The organism is Stenotrophomonas sp. 10L48, from assembly GCF_056395105.1.
Map to the genome: position 1 here is coordinate 440,052 of NZ_JBFTIX010000005.1, position 16,135 is coordinate 456,186.

Genomic DNA, 16,135 nt, shown 5'->3' on the forward strand with positions numbered 1-16,135 from the left:
GGTGGGAGACGGCGCCCATCGCGAGGCTGGTCGCGATGGGCGCATTTTTGTTTCCTGAACCGATGATGGCCGCTCAGCCTCCGGAGACGTGGATTTCACCTGCAGTTGCCACGTGCAGGCAGACACTTGCGCCATACCGGAGCACAGGAGATGGCCATGAAGACCTCGACCCGATTGATGGTGCTGGGCACCCTGCTGGCGGCCTCGTCCGTTGCTGGCGCACAGAATTACGGCCCGCGTGATGAAGGGCGCAAGTTCAACGATGGCAGCCGCGTGGTCTGCAAGAACGTGGAAGTACAGCGCAATACCCGCGATCCCAACCGCATCACCGGTACCGCTACGGGCGCCGTGGTCGGCGGCCTGTTGGGCAACCAGGTAGGCGGCGGCAACGGCAAGAAGCTGGCGACCGTCGCCGGTGCCGTGGCGGGCGGTGCAGCTGGGCGGCAGATCCAGGGCAACCATCAGCAGAAGACCGGCGATCGCGTGGTCGAGCGCCGTTGTGAGCGCGTCTATCGCTGATGCCTCCATGCGATAACCCCTTCCACACTGCTGTACCCCGAACGCCGGCCCTGTGCCGGCGTTCTCCGTTTCCGGACCCGTTCCGTGGGGCAGGGCGCATGCCTATACTGCGCCGACCTCCAGGGATGAATCGCCAGTGAACAAGTCGAGCGCTGTAGACCGTCGGGAACCGTCCGATGTTGCTGATGCAATGCCTCGCACGACAGCCAGCTACTCCCGCGTGCGTGACCGCACCGACGAGCTGGAGCTGTTCATTTCCGGCCTGCTCGCCTTCGCACTGCTCGCCGTGCCGGGCTACCTGTTCGATGCGTGGGCGCGCAGCAGCCTGCATACCGAAGGTGTCTATTTCCAGGCGCTGTGGTTCGCCTTCAGCATCGGCGTCGGCATGTGCTACGTGCTGGCGGTGGCCTTGATCATCCACTTGGCCGTGCGCGGCTACTGGATCGGCCTGATCGGCCTGAAATCGCACTTCCCCAACGGTATCGACTGGGATCGGTTGACGATGCTGGGGCCGTTCTCACGCGCGTTCCTGCAGCAGCGCGACGGCGGCCTCGACGGCACCATTGAACGCGCGGACCGGCTTGCCACCATGCTGTTCTCGACCACGCTGTTGTGCGTGCAGACCCTGGCCGGCACGCTGGTGGTAGCCATTGTCTCGCTTGGCGTGGCGATGGCCATCGGCGCCGCCTTCGGCGATGTCGATCGCATCACGCTGGGAATCGTTGCGGTGTTGATGCTCTGTCTGCTCGGTCTGGCGATGGTGCCGATGCTGCTGGAAAAGTCGATCGCGCGGCGTCGCGCGCGGGGCCTGGACACGGCACGGCAGGAGAAGCGACTGCAGTCGGTGCTGGCTGGCCTGCAGCGGGTACCCATGCTGCGCCTGCTGCAGACCATGCAGTGGACCCTGCAGAGCAACCTGCGCGGCCGCTCGTTCACGGTGATCTATATTTCGGCGGTGATGCTGGCGATGGTGCTCGCCGCCCTGCAGGTCTATGGCTCGATGACGTTCTCGCTGTTCAACCGCTACAGCGTGCTGACCGAGGAGGCAGTGAACCACGGCATGCTGGGCGCGCACTACGAATCGCTGCGCTCGGCGCACGACCAGTTGCTGCCTTATCCGATGATTCCGGCCGATACCATCAGTGCATCGCGGTTGCGCCTGTTCATTCCCCATCGCCCGCAGCGTGACAACCCGGTGGCGCGACAGCGCTGCGCCGGTGGTGCACGCAACGAAGCGCAGGGCGCACTGGCCGCGACAGCAGCGGTGAACTGCATGGCCACGCTGTGGACGGTGCAGCTCGACGGCGGCAAGGTCGACCTGCATGATTTCGTGCCGATGGAACGCCGCGACCTGGACATGCGCGGGCTGGTGGGCTATCTGCCGATGGCGGACCTGGAGCCGGGCCGGCATGACCTGCGACTGGTCTGGAACGTGGACGGCGGCGAACGCGGCCCCAGCCGTCGTCGCGAATACAGCATCCCGTTCTGGTACGCGCCGGAGCCGTAAAAGGAGACGGAGGGCATTAAGTCGATTTCTCCCTCTCCGTGCCAGCTACGACTTAATCCCCTTCGTCCCCTTTGGGCTGTGCAGACGCCAGAGGGCGAGGGCGCCGTACAGCACCAGCAGCACGGCCAGGGTGATCAGTTCGCGGCTGACCTCGGCCAGGCTGGCGTCCATCTGGTTCAGGCGCACCATCAGGTTGATGCCGGAGGTGGTCGGCAGCAGCTGCGCCAGCCACACCAGCGGGCGCGGGGTCATCACCGCCGGCCACGACAGGCTGGCCAGGAAGAACAGCGGGATCGAGGTGGCGATGATGTACTGGAAGGCGCGTTCGCGCGTGCGGAAGAAACTGCCGACGAACAGCCCGAACGCCACCGTGGCAGCGATGAACAGGGTGCCGCCGAGCAGCTGGCCGAGCGGGTTGCCGCCACGCGGATAGTCCTGCACCCAGGCGGTGAAGCCGGCGTACCAGAACAGCCCGAACAGCCCGATCAGGCCGAAACCGAGGGCCATGCCGGTCAGGGTAGGCAGGTCGAACTGCAGGCGCCGGCCCAGCACCAGCCGGCGGCCACCGAGCAGCACGCCGATGCCCATCAGCAGCGTCTGGTGCACGATCAGTTCGGCCACGCCGGGCACGATCGCGCTGCCATAGCCTTCCTGCGTGTTGAACAAGGGCCGCTGCACGAGGGTGACCGGTGGTGCCTGTGGCGCGCCCATGAACGCGGCCTGGGTGACCGCCGCCTCACGGCCGAACGCACCCAGTGCATCGGCCACGCTGCCCAGCACCCAGCTGGCGCGGCCAAGATAGGCGCCGTTGCCGAGCAGCACCAGTTTGGCCGGATGCCCGCGCAGGATGTCGCGTTCTAGGTTGGCCGGGATCAGCACGATGCCTTCGGCATGGCCGGCCTCCAGCTGTGCGCGCGCTTCCTGCAGGTCGGCCGGTTGCCCGACCACATGGGCCACGCGCAGCGAATCGAGCTTGCGCAGCAGTTCGCGGCTGGTCGCGCTGTGGTCTTCATCGACGACCAGCACGGGCAGGTTGCCGGCCACCTGGTGGCGATAGGCGGCGGGGTAGAAGAACGAGTACAGAATCACCGCGCCGACCATCACCACGATCGCGTAGCGGTCGCAGAGCACGGCCAACAGGGTCTGTCGCAGGCTGTGCCAGATCCGGCTCATGTGCCTGCCCCGGCCGGCTGCGCGGCCTGCGGCGTGCGCGCGAACGCCAGCAGGCGCCAGCCGCCGATGCCGCCAGCAACCGCGATCATCAGCAGCAGCGTGGCCAGCGGCCATAGCGACACCGCCAACGGCGAGCCGATGAACTGCTGCTGGGTCTGCAGCTTGATGTAGGCGCTGAGCGGCAGCAGCAGGTGCCAGACGCGGGTGAACAACGGTGCGTCGATCACCGGGAACGTGGCGCTGGAGAACGCCAGCGCGGTGCCGATGCTCAGGCCCACGGCGGACAGGGCCGTGCCCATGTCACGGGTGACGCCGACGAAGAACAGGGCATAGGCCGCGGTGGCCAGGTAGAACAGCGGCTGTGCGAGCAGCAGCAGAAGCACGCTGCCAGCGATGCCGTCGCCACGCAGCCAGGCCAGATAGGCCGCGCCCAGCGCGCCGTACAACGAGAACAGCAGCACGTAGGGCAGCACCTTGCCTGCAATGGCCGACCATGGTGCATGGCCCAGCCAGGCGGGCAGGGTACCGTCGCGGATCTCACGGCCGAGGCTGCCGGCCACGGCCAGCGCCAGTACCAGCGACAGTACCGCCGGGAAGATCAGTGGCAGCAGGAACAGCTCGTAGCTGCGCGCCGGATTGAACAGGATGTCCGACTGCACCGCGATCGGGGCGGCACGCAGCTTGCCCGGCCCGACCTGCAGGCCGATGCGTTCGCGCAGCAACCGCGCGTTCCACGCAGAGACCGCGTCGCCGATATCCCGCGCGGCGGACTGGCCGGTGGTCATGTAGGTGGCGTTGTAATAGGAAAACACCGTGCCCTGCCGGCCGCGAAGCGCCTGGCGGGTCACATCGCGCGGCACCAGCACCACCGCGAACACCTCCAGCCGACGCAGCTGCGCGCGCGCCTCATCCATATCGACCGGTTGGCTTGCGATGCGCACGCCGGGGCTGGCGTCGAGCATGCGCAGCAGCAGGCGGCTGTCGCTGCTGTGGTCAAGGTCGACCACGGCAATCGGCACATCGCGCATCACCGATGCGGAGAACATCCAGGCCATCACCACCAGCATCAACAGTGGCAGCACGGTGACCAGCGCCAGGTCCGCACGGCTGCTGCGCAACCGGCGCAGTTCGCGCTGCCATGAGCTGCCGAAGCTGCTGCGGCTGGTGTTCAGTGCTGCGGCCATGCGAACAGCACGCTCATGCCGGGGCGGAAGCCCTCGATGCGGCGTACCGGGCGCACCCGCACTTCGAAGCTGCGCACGTCATAGCCCGATGACTGGCGGGTGGTGCGCCAGGTGGCGTAGTCGCCCGCGGGATTGATGAAGTAGACCTCGAACTCACCGTCCTTGCCGAGTGCCGGCACGCTGCCCTGCAGCTTGCTGCCGACCTTCAGGCCCTGCATCTGCGATTCGCGCAGGTTCATCGACACCCACATGCGGTCGATGTCGACCAGAGTGAACACCGGGTAGCCGGCTGGTACCAGTTCGCCCGGGTCGGCCATGCGCTTGTTGATCTCGCCGGCCACCGGCGCGCGGCCTTCCACTTCAACGCGCGCGGCGTTGACTTCCGCCACCGCGCCCTGGGCCTGCTGCACCTGGCCCTGCGCGGCACGCTTGTCCTGTTCGCGCGCGCCGGTCAACGCCATGTCGTACTGGGCGCGGGCGGCGCGGGCCAGTTCGCGCGAGCTGGTGGCCTGGGCCGCCGCTTCATCGCGCTTCTGCCGGGTCATCACCCCTTCGTTGAACAGGTTCTGCACGCGCCGGTAGGTGGCATCGGCAAGCGTGGCACCGGCTTCGGCGCGCTTCCAGTTGGCTTCGGCCGCGCGGATGTCTTCGCTGCGTGCGCCTTCGGCAGCCTTGTCGGCCACCGCCTGCGCCGCAGCCAGTGCGCCGTGTGCCTGCTGTTCCTTGGCTGCTACTTCGGGGCTGTCGAGCAGGAACAGCACCTGCCCGGCCTGCACGCGATCGCCCTCGCGGACCTTCAGTTCGGCCACGCGCGCGGTGATCTTGGCCGACACGTTGAGGGTGTCGGCGTCGGCCATGCCCTGGATCTGGTCGGCGGGGCTGCGCCAGGCCAGCCACAGGCCCAGCACCACCGCCACCAGCAGCACCACCATCAGAATCGGCCCCAGCCGGCGCTTGCCCGGGGGCGTCGTTGCTTCGTCGTGCAACACATCACTCATGATCAATTACCTCGTCTGCACGCCGCCGATGGTCTTCGAAGCGGTCCATCTGTCCACTCACCTCGAGCAGTTGTGCCAAGGCGATATCGTATTGGTAGGCGGCCTGCGCACGTTCAACGCGGGCACCGCCAAGACCGAGCCGTGCGTCGATCACGTCCAGCGAGGTGGCCTGGCCTTCGCGGAAGGCCAGCTCCTGCAGGCGCAGGTTCTCGTCGGCCTGGGCGATGCTGCTGTCCAGCAGCACGAACTGCTGGCGTGCGGTTTCCAGCTCGTTCCAGGCCTTGCGCACACCCAGCGCGACCTGGTTCTCGGCCTCGCGCAGGCCGGCCTCGGCCTGTTCCTGCTGCGCGCGTGCCGCACTGATCTGTGCCGGCCGTGAGTTCGGCGACAGGAACGTGTACTTCAGGCCGATGCCAAACGCCCAGTCCGGATCGGTCAGCATTTCGTCGCGGCGCCGGAAGTCGTACTGGCCGAACAGGAATACCGTTGGCTTCAGCTTGGCCTGCTGCACGCGCACGCCCTGTTCGGCCTGCGCCACGATCGCCCGCAGGCGGGCGATCTGCGGCTGCCGTGCCTGCGCGGTGCGCTCGAAGCTGGCGACCGGTTCCAGCGGCGCGCGCTGCACGAACAGCGGCGACAGCGGCTGCACATCGCCGCCACTGCGCAACAGCGTGGCCAGCGCAGCCTTCAGCGTGGCCAGATCATTGAGCGTCTTCTGGTACTCGCGCTCGGCCTTGTCGCGGGCGACGGTGGCCTGCAGGCGCTGCGCACGCGTGGCGAAGCCTTCGCGTTCCAGTTTCTCGGCATCGGACAGGTGGCGGTTCAAGCCATCGCGCACGTCGCGGCGCACGACCACTGCCTGTTCGGCCAAGCGCTGACCGAAGTAGGCCTGGGCCAGTTGCACGGTCAGCGACTGCCGCTGCGCTTCGCGCTCGGCGCTGGCCTGTTCGCTGGCCGCGCCGGCAGCACGCTGCGCGGCCGGAATCAGGCCGCCGGTGTACAGCGGCAGCACCGCAGTGACCACCGGCCGTGTGCGCCAGTCGCGCTCGGTGAACGACAGCGGTGAGTCGATGCCAAAGGCTTCGGCCACCGGCGCCAGCGAGCCCAGCGGCAGGGTCAGTGTCTTCTGGAACTGCAGCCGCCGCACTTCGCCGGTGATCTCCGGCAGGCGCAGCAGGCGGGTGGCCTCGTGCAGGTCTTCCTTGTTGCGCACGCCGGCATCAGCAGCGGCCAGCGCGTCGGAGACCTGTTCCAGACGCTGCCGCGCCTGTTCCCATTCCAGTGCGGGAGGCGCGCTGGTCTGTGCCGCTGCAGCCAGCGGCAGGCTGGCCAGCAAGGCCAGGCCGGCAGCGCCGAGCGCGCGATGCATCCTTGTCCGTGGGCAGCTCAGGCGCATGCCGTTCCTGTAGTGAAGAAGTGGGCAAACGGTAGTGGTCCGCGCGTGAAGCCGGGGTCTGCGGTGGTCTGGATCATGCTCTTTTCAACGTAGGGTATTGCCCGCGGCGGTACGCAGCGCGTGGGTGATGTGTTGCAACGTGCTCGAACGCACGGCGGCATGCTGCCAGAACAAGGGTACGTCGAGCCAGCGACGCGGTTCCAGCACCACTATCTGTCCGGCCTCTGCCGCTGGCCTGACCAGGGCCTCCGGTGCCAGGCACCAGCCCAGCCCACGCGCGGCAGCATCGACGAAGCCGGTGGAGGAGGGCAGGTAGTGTACGGGCGGTTGCATTCGCGCGCGGGTGAGCCTGCGCAGGAAACGCCATTGCAGTTCATCCTTGCGGTTGAACACGATCATCGGCGCCGAGGCCAACGCCTCGGCCTGCATGCCCGTGCTGAAGTGGCGGCGCGCAAATGCCGGTGAGGCGATGGCGTGGTAGCGCATCGCGCCCAGCGGATGCACGTTGCAACCCTTCAGCGGTCTGCGTTCGGCGGTGACCGCGCCAAGCACGCTGCCGGTGCGCAGCAGTTCCAGGGTGTGGTCCTGGTCGTCCATGCGCAGGTCGAACAGGTAGCCGTGGCGCTGGTGCAGCTCGGCGATGGCGGCGACGAACCAGGTGTCCAGCGAATCGTCGTTGACCGCCAGCGGAATCGGTGTACGGGTGGCATCGCTGCCGCGTTCCGGCAGCAGTTCGGCAAGCGCTTCGGCCTGCAGTGCCTGCATCGGCCGCACCCGCCGCAGCAGCACTTCGCCGGCAGCAGTAGGCCGGCACGGGGCCTGGCGCACCACCAGCACCTGGCCCAGCCGGTCTTCAAGCGCCTTGATCCGTTGCGACAACGCCGACGGGCTGATCGACAGGCGGCGTGCGGCGGCCTCGAAGCTGCCTTCTTCGAGCACGGCGGTGAAGGCGCTCAACTGCGGATGTACCAGGTCCACGCGGTGCCTCTTCAGTTTTTCTGCACAGGATAAAGAAAAACCAGTTTGCCTTAACGAGTCCGTTGGTCGCACCCTGCGCCTCTTCTCAAGGTGGAGAGCGTCGGATGTGGATTGCTGCGGCCCTGGCCGGTCTGTTTGCAGGTGCTGGCCTGATCATCGCCATCGGCGCGCAGAACGCCTTCGTGCTGCGCCAGGGGCTGCAGCACCGCTACGTGGGCATGGTGGTGCTGGCCTGCATGGGCGCGGACATCGCGCTGATCCTGGCCGGCGTGGGCGGCATGGGGGCGCTGGTGCTGCAGTGGCCGTTGCTGTTGCAGGTGCTGCGCTTCGGCGGGGCCGCCTTCCTGCTGTGCTATGGGCTGCAGGCTGGGCTGCGCGCGTGGCGCGGTGGCAGCGCGCTGGCCGCGGCCGATGCCAGTGGTGGCAGCCGGCGGCAGGTGCTGCTGGCCTGCCTGGCGTTCACCCTGCTCAACCCGCACGTCTACCTGGATACGATGGTGCTGCTGGGCAGCCTGTCCACGCGCTACCCGGGTGACCTGCGCTGGGCGTTCGCAGCGGGCGCCTGCGTGGCCAGCGTGCTCTGGTTCTGTGGGCTGGGGTTCGGCGCACGGTTGCTGCAGCCGGTGTTCCGCAACGCGGCAGCATGGCGGTTGCTGGATGCTGGCGTGGCGGCCTTCATGCTGTGCCTTGCGCTGCTGTTGCTGCTGCGCCCGCTCTAGGCCGCATCCAGCGCGCACAACGGGGTTTCACCAGGGCGCAGGGTCAGCACGCGCACGCCGCTGCCGGTCACGGCCACGGTGTGCTCGAACTGCGCCGACAGCTTGCCGTCACGGGTATACACCGGCCATTCGTCGGGCTGCTGGCGGATGGCAGGCTTGCCCTGGTTGAGCATCGGCTCGATGGTGAACACCATGCCTTCCTGCAGCTCCATGCCGGTGCCGGCATGGCCGTAATGCAGGATCTGCGGTTCCTCGTGCATCTCCTGGCCGATACCGTGGCCGCAGTACTCCTTGACCACGCTGTAGCCGTGGCTGCGGGCGTGGCGGGCGATGGCGTGGCCGATATCGCCCAGGCGCGCGCCGGGCCGCACGGCGGCGATGCCTTTCCACATGGCCTGGTAGGTCACCTGCACCAGCTTGCGCGCGGCGTAGTCGGCATCACCCACAACATACGTGGTGCTGGAATCGGCAATGTAGCCGTTCTTCTCCAGCGTGATGTCGAGGTTGACGATCTGGCCATTGCGCAGCACGTCATCGGCCGACGGCATGCCGTGGCAGACGACGTTGTCGATCGAGGCATTGAGCACGTACGGGAACCCGTACTGCCCCTTGCTGGCGGGCCGCGCCTGCAGCTCGTCGACGATCATCCGCTCGACGATGTCGTTGATCTCCAGCGTGCTGCGACCCTGCAGAGGCAGGGCGTCGAGCATGGCGAAGACCTGCGCCAGCAGTCGTCCGGACTCGGCCAGGCGGTCGATCTCGTCGGGGCGCTTGATCATGGCCATCGGCTCAGGCCCGCCCGGGGGCAAGCAGCTGCGGCTGCACACCGGCGGCGCGCAGTTCACTGGCGACGACGTCCTGGAAGCTCAGGGTCGGGTTCATCTCGCACAGCATGCCGACCCGGATCCAGAACGTGGCCTGGGCGTTGATCGAGCGGTTGGAGACGGTGCAGGCACGGCGCAGCTGGTCGTGCAGGGTGTCATCGATGTTGACGATGCCCATGGGCGTTCTCGATTGGGAGTATACGAAGCGTATACGAAGCGTATATCCCCGTTCAAGCGCGTGGCATTCAGCCAGCGTCGGTGGCGAAGCGCAGGCGGTTGCCGTCCGGGTCGACGATCAGCATCTCGCGGCTTCCCCAGTCGGTATCGTGTGGCGGCTGCTCGATGGATACTCCCGCAGCGCTGAACGCGCGGTGCAGGCCATCGACGTCGGTGACGATGAAATACACCGCACCGCCCACCTCGCAGTCGCCGGTGTGTTCGGTCAGGAAGATCGTCTGGCCTTCGCGGGTGAGCCGGGCGAACAGCGGGAAGCCGGGTTCGAAGCGGTGCTCCCAGTCGACGAGGAAGCCCAGGCCCTGCACGTAGAAGGGCAGGCTGGTATCGGCATGGCGCATGCGCAGCTGCGGGATGACGGTCTGGGGCATGGCGAGGGCTCCTGGGGCAGACGTCCAGTGTAATGCCGGCCGCTGGCCGGCATCCTCGTGAGCCCGGGAACAACGAGGCATCGGCGCTGACGTCGGGCTGACCATCCAGCGATGACAACCAGCGCTTGAAACGGCTCTGGTAGTTGGCAAGTGACACCTCGCCGGTGATGTCGCTGCCCACCAGTCCACCGGTGCGCAGGGCCTCGATCACCATCAGCGCGTGTTCAAGCTGGAAGCGGCCCTGGTCCCAGTTGCTGCGGGCGACATCTTCAGCGAACACGTCCTTGTCGATCGACAGGTAGGTCGGTTGAGGGGCCTGCGCCTGTTCGGCGGCGAACGCGGCGACCAGGGCCTCGGGATGGTCGAAGTGGCGGAAGGCAGCTGACATGCCCACGCGGCTGGCCCAGCCCACATCCACATCCATGCACCAGTAGGTCAGCCGCCGCCCCAGCAGCGGCCGCCAGTGGTTCTCCCACGCATGGCCCAGGCCGATATCGGCGGAGGTGATGCCCAGCACATGCACATGCGATACCTGCGGCAATGCGGCGGCAGCATTGACCCAGGAACCGCAGTGCATGCCGAAGGGAAAGCGCATGTTGTCCGGATGGTTGTCCAGCACCACCAGCTGGAACGGGGCACGCGTGTGCAGGTGCTGCAGCAGCGGCAGGCTGAGATGGTGGAAGTCGCCGCTGCCGAGCATGACCGTGCCGAGCTGTGCCGGCAGCGGCCGAAGAACTTCAGTGGCGAAGCGTGACAGCGTGGCGTTGCGGCAGGCAAAGCGCAGCGGGTCATGCCAGTGCTGCAGCGCAAGCGTGCGTGCCTGTGGCAATGGCAGTACGCCACCATCGAGGTCGAGGATCAGCGGCGGACGCAGTTGCATCGGTCAGCCTCCTCCATCCGGCTCAGCCTGCAGGTGCGGGGCCAGCCTGCGCAGGACGGCGCGCAGCAGCGGCGAACGCGCATGCACCGCGTGTACGGTGGAGGTGAAGCGGGCACCCAGTTCGGCCTTGATGCGTGAATCGGTCCAGCCGGCAACGTAGTGGCTGAGGCCGTGCTGCAACGCGTATTCCAGGTTGTGCATCCAGCTGACCGAGTACAGGTTGTGGTCGCGCGACTGCGGATAGGACAGGCCGATGTACTTGTCCACCAGCTTGCCGGCATGCACGTAGCACAGGTTCCAGCCGATCAGCTCGCCGTTGTGGCGGTAAAGGAACAAGCGCCCCTGTCCCTGCGTATCTGCCAGCAGGTGCTGGAAGAAGGGTAGCTCAAGCCGGTCGAAATGCACGGCGCTCTGTGCATACACCTGCAGGTACAGCGCATGCAGTTCGGCCTGCAGCCGCGGTTCGGCAAGGGCAGGGTCACCGGTGGCGATGCAGTCGATCTGCAGGTTGCTGCGTGAGCGCAGCTTGCGCCGGATGTTCTTGCGACGCGCTGCGGACAGGCGTGCCAGATAGGCGTCGATGCAATCGAAATCGATCGCCACCCATGCCAGCGGCATGCCTTCCAGCGGGATGAAACCGCGTGCTTCCAGCGCCTGCAGGAAGGCGTGGCTGTGTGCGTTGGCGGCATCGTCCAGCAAGGGCGAATCGATCGCCAGATCCTTGACCACCAGCAGCCGGCTGTCACCGACGCCATGGCGCAGCACGTCGTCGGCCAGTGCAGCCGCCGACACATGCGCCGGCAGCGGTGTGTACTCGGTGCTGGTGGCACCGATGAACCGCGTCTGCCAGGTCAGCCACGGCCGCCACAGGCGCGACAGCGGCAGCCCCAGCAGGCGCGAGCGCAGTGCATCGTCCAGGGTTGTGGTCAGATCCAATGGCGCACGGAAACTGGGCAGGCCGCTGGGCAGGCGGCTGGCATCGAACCCCAGGGGAGGGTGGGCCAGGAAGCCCTCCAGCAGCGCGGCCGGTTCCAGCGCGGTGCTGGATACACGCGGGATCATGTCCATGCGGGGCACGGGAACCGGCAGCGCATTCCCGCTCAGCCCTTGGCCTTGGTCAGCAGCTGGTCCAGCAGGGTAATCGCCAGGTCGATCTCTTCGTAGCTGATGTTCAACGAGGGCGCGAAGGTGATCACGTTCTTGTACCAGCCACCCACATCGAGCACGAGGCCCATGCGCTTGCCGTCGTGCAGCAGGTCGCCGGCCAGGCCGATGTCGACCATGCGGTCCAGCAGTTCACGGTTCGGGGTGAAGCCATCGGCGGCGCAGATTTCCGCACGCAGTGCCAGGCCGAGGCCATCGACATCGCCGATTTCCGGATGGCGCTTCTGCAGACCGCGCAGGCCGTCGAGGAAGTAGGCCCCCTTCTCCGGCACGGTGCGCTCGTAGTCCATCTCCTTGCCCAGCTTCAGCACTTCCAGGCCTAGGCGCGTGCCCAGCGGATTGGAGTTGAAGGTGGAGTGGGTGGAGCCCGGTGGGAACACGGTCGGGTTGATCAGCTCTTCGCGCGCCCACAGGCCAGACAACGGGTTGAGGCCATTGGTCAGCGCCTTGCCGAACACCAGCACGTCCGGGGTGACATCGAAGTGTTCGATGGCCCACAGCTTGCCGGTGCGCCAGAAGCCCATCTGGATCTCATCGACGACCATCAGGATGCCGTACTTGTCCAGCACGCGCTTGAGGCCCTTGAAGAAGTTGCGCGGCGGAATGACGTAGCCGCCGGTGCCCTGGATCGGCTCGACGTAGAACGCGGCGTACTCGGCCTGGCCGACCTTGGGATCCCACACGCCGTTGTACTCGCTTTCGAACAGGCGCTCGAACTGGTGCACACAGTGGTCGGAGTACTCGTCCGGGGTCATGCCCTTCGGGCGACGGAACGGATACGGGAACGGGATGAACATCGCGCGTTCGCCGAAATGGCCGTAGCGGCGGCGGTAGCGGTAGCTGGAGGTGATCGACGAGGCGCCGAGGGTGCGGCCGTGGTAGCCGCCTTCGAAGGCGAACATCAGGCTCTTGCCGTTGCGCGCGTTGCGGACGATCTTCAGCGAATCCTCCACCGCCTGCGCACCACCGACGTTGAAGTGCACACGGCCATCAAGGCCGAACTTCTCGTGCATGTCCACCGCGATGGTCTTGGCCAGCTGCACACGGGTGGGGTGCAGGTACTGGCTGGCGACCTGCGGCAGGGTGTCGATCTGGTCCTTCAGCGCATTGTTCAGGCGCTGGTTGGCGTAACCGAAGTTGCACGCCGAGTACCACATCTGCAGATCGAGGTACGGGGTGCCGGCGGCATCGAACATGTAGCTGCCTTCGCAGCGCTGGAAGATCTTCGGCGGATCAACGTAGTGCACGGTGTCGCCGAAGGAGCTGTAGCGGGCTTCATCTGCCAGCAGCTGTGCATCGGTGATGGCGGCATCGGCGTTCTTGTCAAAAATATTCATCGGTTCGATTCCGGAGAGGGCATTCAAAGGAAGCAACGGGCGGAGCGATCAGGCGGTGGCGAGCAGCCGCGGAAGCGAGGGCTGAAGCAGGCTGCCGTCGAGCAGGCGCGGCAGCAGCGCAGTAGCGTCGTGGAAGGTGTCGATGGCGGCGTGGGGAATGCCGGCGTCGGTGCAATGGGCAATCAGGCGACGCTTGGCGAACACGAAATCGGCGTGTTCGGATACGCAGAAATCGGAGGCGCCATCGCCGATCATCAGCACGCGGGGAGCTTCGTCAGCACGCGCCTGCGCCGCGCAGGTGCACTTGCAGGTGCCGCTGCGGCAGCCTTCGGCCTGGTAGGGAGATTCAAGCTGCCAATGGCCGTCAGACCAGCGCAGGTGATTGGCCACCACAGGCAGCGGCGGCAGGCCGTGATTGGCGAGGATGCGATGGATTGCGTAGTCCAGGCCGTCGCTGACGATGCGCAGTGGCAGGCCCAACGCCTGCGCGCGTTTGACGAAAGCGGCGAAGCCCGGATCGATCCGTACCTGGTCCAGGTGTGCATCGAGGGTGGCCGGATCAAGCTTCAGCAGGCGGACCTGGCCCTGCATGCATTCACGCGAACCGATCTCGCCTGAGCGCCACTGGTCTTCCAGCTGCTGCCAACCGGGCTGGCCGAAGTTTTCCAGCAGCGAATCAATGACGTCCTCGAGGCTGATGGTGCCATCGAAGTCACACAGGATGCTCCATTGCATGGGCAGCTCCGTCGATGAAGAGAGGCCTTGGCACGATGCCGGCGACGGGGCCAATGTAGGCAGGCCGTCTTTCTCGTTCCTTTCCACCTGAAAGCCCGAACGGAGGCACTCGGGAAGCGTTCAGCCAGTGAGCGCGAAGCAGGCTTTGCCCGGCTTCAACCTCTACTGACCAGCCAGTACCTTCACGATCTCGCAGCTGTCTTCGTGGGTCAGCCAGGGGCTGTTGCCCACGGTCAGGGAGCGGGCGGCGAAGTCGCGGGCATTGGGTACGTCCGCGTCTGCGACGACGCCTCGCAGATAGGCATAGTCCGGCAGGGCGTGGATGAACATGCGGCTGACACCCAGGCCGCGCTGCCACAGCGATGAAAGCGCTTTGTCACGCGCAAGTTCGCTGGGCAGCAGCAGCATCAGCATCGGCCAGGTGCCAAGAGTGCCAGGCATCCCGTCCACCACTTCAACGGCAGGCAGCGATTCCAGCTGCACGCGCAGCTGCAGCGCGCGCAGGCGGGCGGCCTGCAGGAAGGCGGGCAGGCGCTGTGCAGCGTGTGCCCCGACGTTCTGCCGCCAGCGGCTGACGCGATGCTGCGGAATATCCAGTGGAAACACATCACCCACCGCAGCTTCCAGGTCGCCACGGCGCAGGGCACGCCGCAGCGGATTTCCATACACCAGCGACAGCAGGGAAGGGCGGTAGCAGGCCGCCAGGCCCAGCAGCTGCAGGCTGCGCGTCAGCTCCCAGCGCGGGTTGAAGGGCGTGTGTCCTGCGGCCTGCTCGATCAATGCCGCACGCAGTTCTTCATCACGTGTCAGCAGCAGGCCGCCCTCATGCAGGCTCAGGCCCTTGCCGGCGGCCAGGCTGAAGAAGCCGATGTCGCCGCGCAGGCCGACGCTGTTGCCGGCCACGCGTGCACCCAGTGCCTGTGCAGCGTCCTCGATCACCCACGCACCGACGCGGTGCGCAATGGCACATGCGCGATCAACATCGGTGATGCGCCCGCCCAGATGCGTGGGAATGATCGCCAGCGTGCGTGCATCGGCTGCGGCGTGCAGCGCCACCGGGTCGAAATCGAAATGGTCGCGGCGGGTATCGCACAGGTGTATGCGCAGGCCTAGGCTGTGCACGGCAATCGGTACCAGCGGACAGGTATAGGCCGGCAGGATCACCGTATCGCGCTGCGGCGCGCGCCTGCGCAGGGTGCGCAGGGCGATCAGCAGGGCATGGGTGCCCGAGCAGGTCAGCTGCAGCGGCGGCGTGCCCAGCTGCCCGGCCAGAATCGTGCACAGGTCGCCGCCGCCGGGAAGGAAATCGCTGGCCTGCAGGGGCAGGCCAGCGGTGGGAGGCAACTCGCGCGACAGCAGGCTCACGGGGCCGCTTCGGTAACTGCATGCGGATCATCCGCCTCGGCACGGCCCAGGCAGATGATGCCGGCCACGATCAGCACCGCACCGATCAGGTGATGCAGCGTCAACGGTTCGTGCAGCAGCCACGCCGACAGCAGCAGCACGCTGATCACTTCCAGGTGTGAGGCCGCGAACGCAGGGCCGATCGGCGCGTGCCGCAGCAGGCTCATCCAGGTGAAGAACGCGCCGACGTAACCGAGCATCGCGCCGTATACCCAAGGCTGTGACAGCACGCGCAGCAGCCATGCGCTGTTGGCCTCGACCGGCAGCGCGGCGTCTCCGGCATACTTGAAGCACAGCTGGGCCAGGGTGTCGAAGGCCATCAGCAGCGGGAAGCCGACCAGGTACAGCCGCCTCATGTTCCGGCTCCGACCACGGCAACGCCGGCGCTGACCAGCAGCATGCCGGTCACCCGCAACGGCGTCAGCCGCTCGCGGAACAGGATGCGGCCGGCCACCATCAGCGCGACGATGTTGATCGAGCCGAGCAGCACGCCCTGCGACAACGGCACCAGCGACAGGAAGGCGATCCAGGCGACGAATTCAAGCACGTAGCAGGCGATGCCCAGCCACAGCCAGGGACGGCCGAACATGTGTTTCCAGCGCTGCAGGCCTTCGACATCCTGCGGGTCGCTGGCGGCAGCCTTGAAGGCCAACTGGCCGCCGGTATCGAGCACCACGTTGACCAGCCACAGCAGGGTCGCAAGCGATCCCAT

At 66.8% G+C, this 16,135-nt stretch carries 17 protein-coding genes and 1 pseudogene; 3 read left to right on the forward strand and 15 right to left on the reverse strand.

The genetic code is table 11. From position 1 onward, the window contains the following. Positions 1-150: 150 nt before the first annotated feature. On the forward strand, positions 151-519 hold the full coding sequence (locus AC1DCU_RS11280; RefSeq protein ID WP_025873797.1) for a glycine zipper 2TM domain-containing protein: 369 nt from the start codon (positions 151-153) through the stop codon (positions 517-519). Between the two features lie 190 nt (positions 520-709). Continuing rightward, a complete protein-coding gene (locus AC1DCU_RS11285; RefSeq protein WP_200867499.1) occupies positions 710-2,026 on the forward strand; it encodes a hypothetical protein in 1,317 nt (438 codons plus the stop codon). 45 nt (positions 2,027-2,071) lie between these two features. Here AC1DCU_RS11285 and AC1DCU_RS11290 read toward each other — a convergent pair whose 3' ends face one another. From AC1DCU_RS11290 to AC1DCU_RS11310, 5 genes are all read right to left on the reverse strand, one after another. Beyond that, positions 2,072-3,199 carry an ABC transporter permease gene (locus tag AC1DCU_RS11290; protein WP_032976013.1) on the reverse strand — a complete coding sequence of 376 codons (1,128 nt, stop codon included), beginning with the start codon at positions 3,197-3,199 and terminating at the stop codon, positions 2,072-2,074. Further along, the gene (locus tag AC1DCU_RS11295) at positions 3,196-4,383 is read right to left on the reverse strand and encodes an ABC transporter permease (RefSeq protein WP_032976015.1); all 1,188 of its coding nucleotides are present in this window, start codon (positions 4,381-4,383) and stop codon (positions 3,196-3,198) included. The genes AC1DCU_RS11290 and AC1DCU_RS11295 overlap by 4 nt, the downstream gene beginning before the upstream one ends. After that, positions 4,368-5,381: an HlyD family secretion protein gene (locus AC1DCU_RS11300; RefSeq protein WP_442251360.1), complete on the reverse strand. Its 1,014-nt coding sequence runs from the start codon at positions 5,379-5,381 to the stop codon at positions 4,368-4,370. Before AC1DCU_RS11300 ends, AC1DCU_RS11295 begins: the two co-directional genes overlap by 16 nt. Then, on the reverse strand, positions 5,374-6,750 hold the full coding sequence (locus AC1DCU_RS11305) for a TolC family protein (protein ID WP_181950189.1): 1,377 nt from the start codon (positions 6,748-6,750) through the stop codon (positions 5,374-5,376). The genes AC1DCU_RS11300 and AC1DCU_RS11305 overlap by 8 nt, the downstream gene beginning before the upstream one ends. Positions 6,751-6,861: 111 nt before the next feature. Continuing rightward, on the reverse strand, positions 6,862-7,755 hold the full coding sequence (locus tag AC1DCU_RS11310; RefSeq protein ID WP_032976016.1) for a LysR family transcriptional regulator ArgP: 894 nt from the start codon (positions 7,753-7,755) through the stop codon (positions 6,862-6,864). 104 nt (positions 7,756-7,859) lie between these two features. Here AC1DCU_RS11310 and AC1DCU_RS11315 point away from each other — a divergent pair, with 104 nt between their 5' ends. Beyond that, positions 7,860-8,474: a LysE/ArgO family amino acid transporter gene (locus AC1DCU_RS11315; protein ID WP_032976017.1), complete on the forward strand. Its 615-nt coding sequence runs from the start codon at positions 7,860-7,862 to the stop codon at positions 8,472-8,474. Here the strand turns inward: AC1DCU_RS11315 and map are convergent. The 10 genes and pseudogenes from map to AC1DCU_RS11365 all read right to left on the reverse strand — a co-directional run bounded on the left by map (position 8,471) and on the right by AC1DCU_RS11365 (position 16,135). Continuing rightward, complete coding sequence (gene map, locus AC1DCU_RS11320) at positions 8,471-9,253, reverse strand: type I methionyl aminopeptidase (protein WP_442251361.1); 783 nt, start codon at positions 9,251-9,253, stop codon at positions 8,471-8,473. The genes AC1DCU_RS11315 and map overlap by 4 nt on opposite strands. A 10-nt stretch (positions 9,254-9,263) precedes the next feature. Next, complete coding sequence (locus AC1DCU_RS11325) at positions 9,264-9,476, reverse strand: ParD-like family protein (protein WP_025873788.1); 213 nt, start codon at positions 9,474-9,476, stop codon at positions 9,264-9,266. A gap of 67 nt (positions 9,477-9,543) precedes the next feature. Further along, positions 9,544-9,903, reverse strand: a complete 360-nt coding sequence (locus AC1DCU_RS11330; protein ID WP_032976020.1) for a bleomycin resistance protein — start codon at positions 9,901-9,903, stop codon at positions 9,544-9,546. Positions 9,904-9,982: 79 nt separating this feature from the next. Continuing rightward, positions 9,983-10,783 (reverse strand): annotated as a pseudogene (locus tag AC1DCU_RS11335) (arginase family protein); the annotation flags it as partial. A gap of 3 nt (positions 10,784-10,786) precedes the next feature. Beyond that, a complete protein-coding gene (locus AC1DCU_RS11340; protein ID WP_032976022.1) occupies positions 10,787-11,851 on the reverse strand; it encodes a GNAT family N-acetyltransferase in 1,065 nt (354 codons plus the stop codon). A 32-nt stretch (positions 11,852-11,883) separates the two neighbouring features. Then, positions 11,884-13,284: an aspartate aminotransferase family protein gene (locus tag AC1DCU_RS11345; protein ID WP_032976023.1), complete on the reverse strand. Its 1,401-nt coding sequence runs from the start codon at positions 13,282-13,284 to the stop codon at positions 11,884-11,886. A 48-nt stretch (positions 13,285-13,332) separates the two neighbouring features. Further along, positions 13,333-14,019 carry an MtnX-like HAD-IB family phosphatase gene (locus AC1DCU_RS11350; RefSeq protein WP_025873783.1) on the reverse strand — a complete coding sequence of 229 codons (687 nt, stop codon included), beginning with the start codon at positions 14,017-14,019 and terminating at the stop codon, positions 13,333-13,335. Positions 14,020-14,181: 162 nt separating this feature from the next. Further along, positions 14,182-15,384 carry a DegT/DnrJ/EryC1/StrS family aminotransferase gene (locus AC1DCU_RS11355; protein ID WP_032976024.1) on the reverse strand — a complete coding sequence of 401 codons (1,203 nt, stop codon included), beginning with the start codon at positions 15,382-15,384 and terminating at the stop codon, positions 14,182-14,184. After that, the gene (locus AC1DCU_RS11360; protein ID WP_025873781.1) at positions 15,381-15,779 is read right to left on the reverse strand and encodes a DMT family transporter; all 399 of its coding nucleotides are present in this window, start codon (positions 15,777-15,779) and stop codon (positions 15,381-15,383) included. Before AC1DCU_RS11360 ends, AC1DCU_RS11355 begins: the two co-directional genes overlap by 4 nt. Next, a complete protein-coding gene (locus AC1DCU_RS11365; protein ID WP_032976025.1) occupies positions 15,776-16,135 on the reverse strand; it encodes an EamA family transporter in 360 nt (119 codons plus the stop codon). The genes AC1DCU_RS11360 and AC1DCU_RS11365 overlap by 4 nt, the downstream gene beginning before the upstream one ends.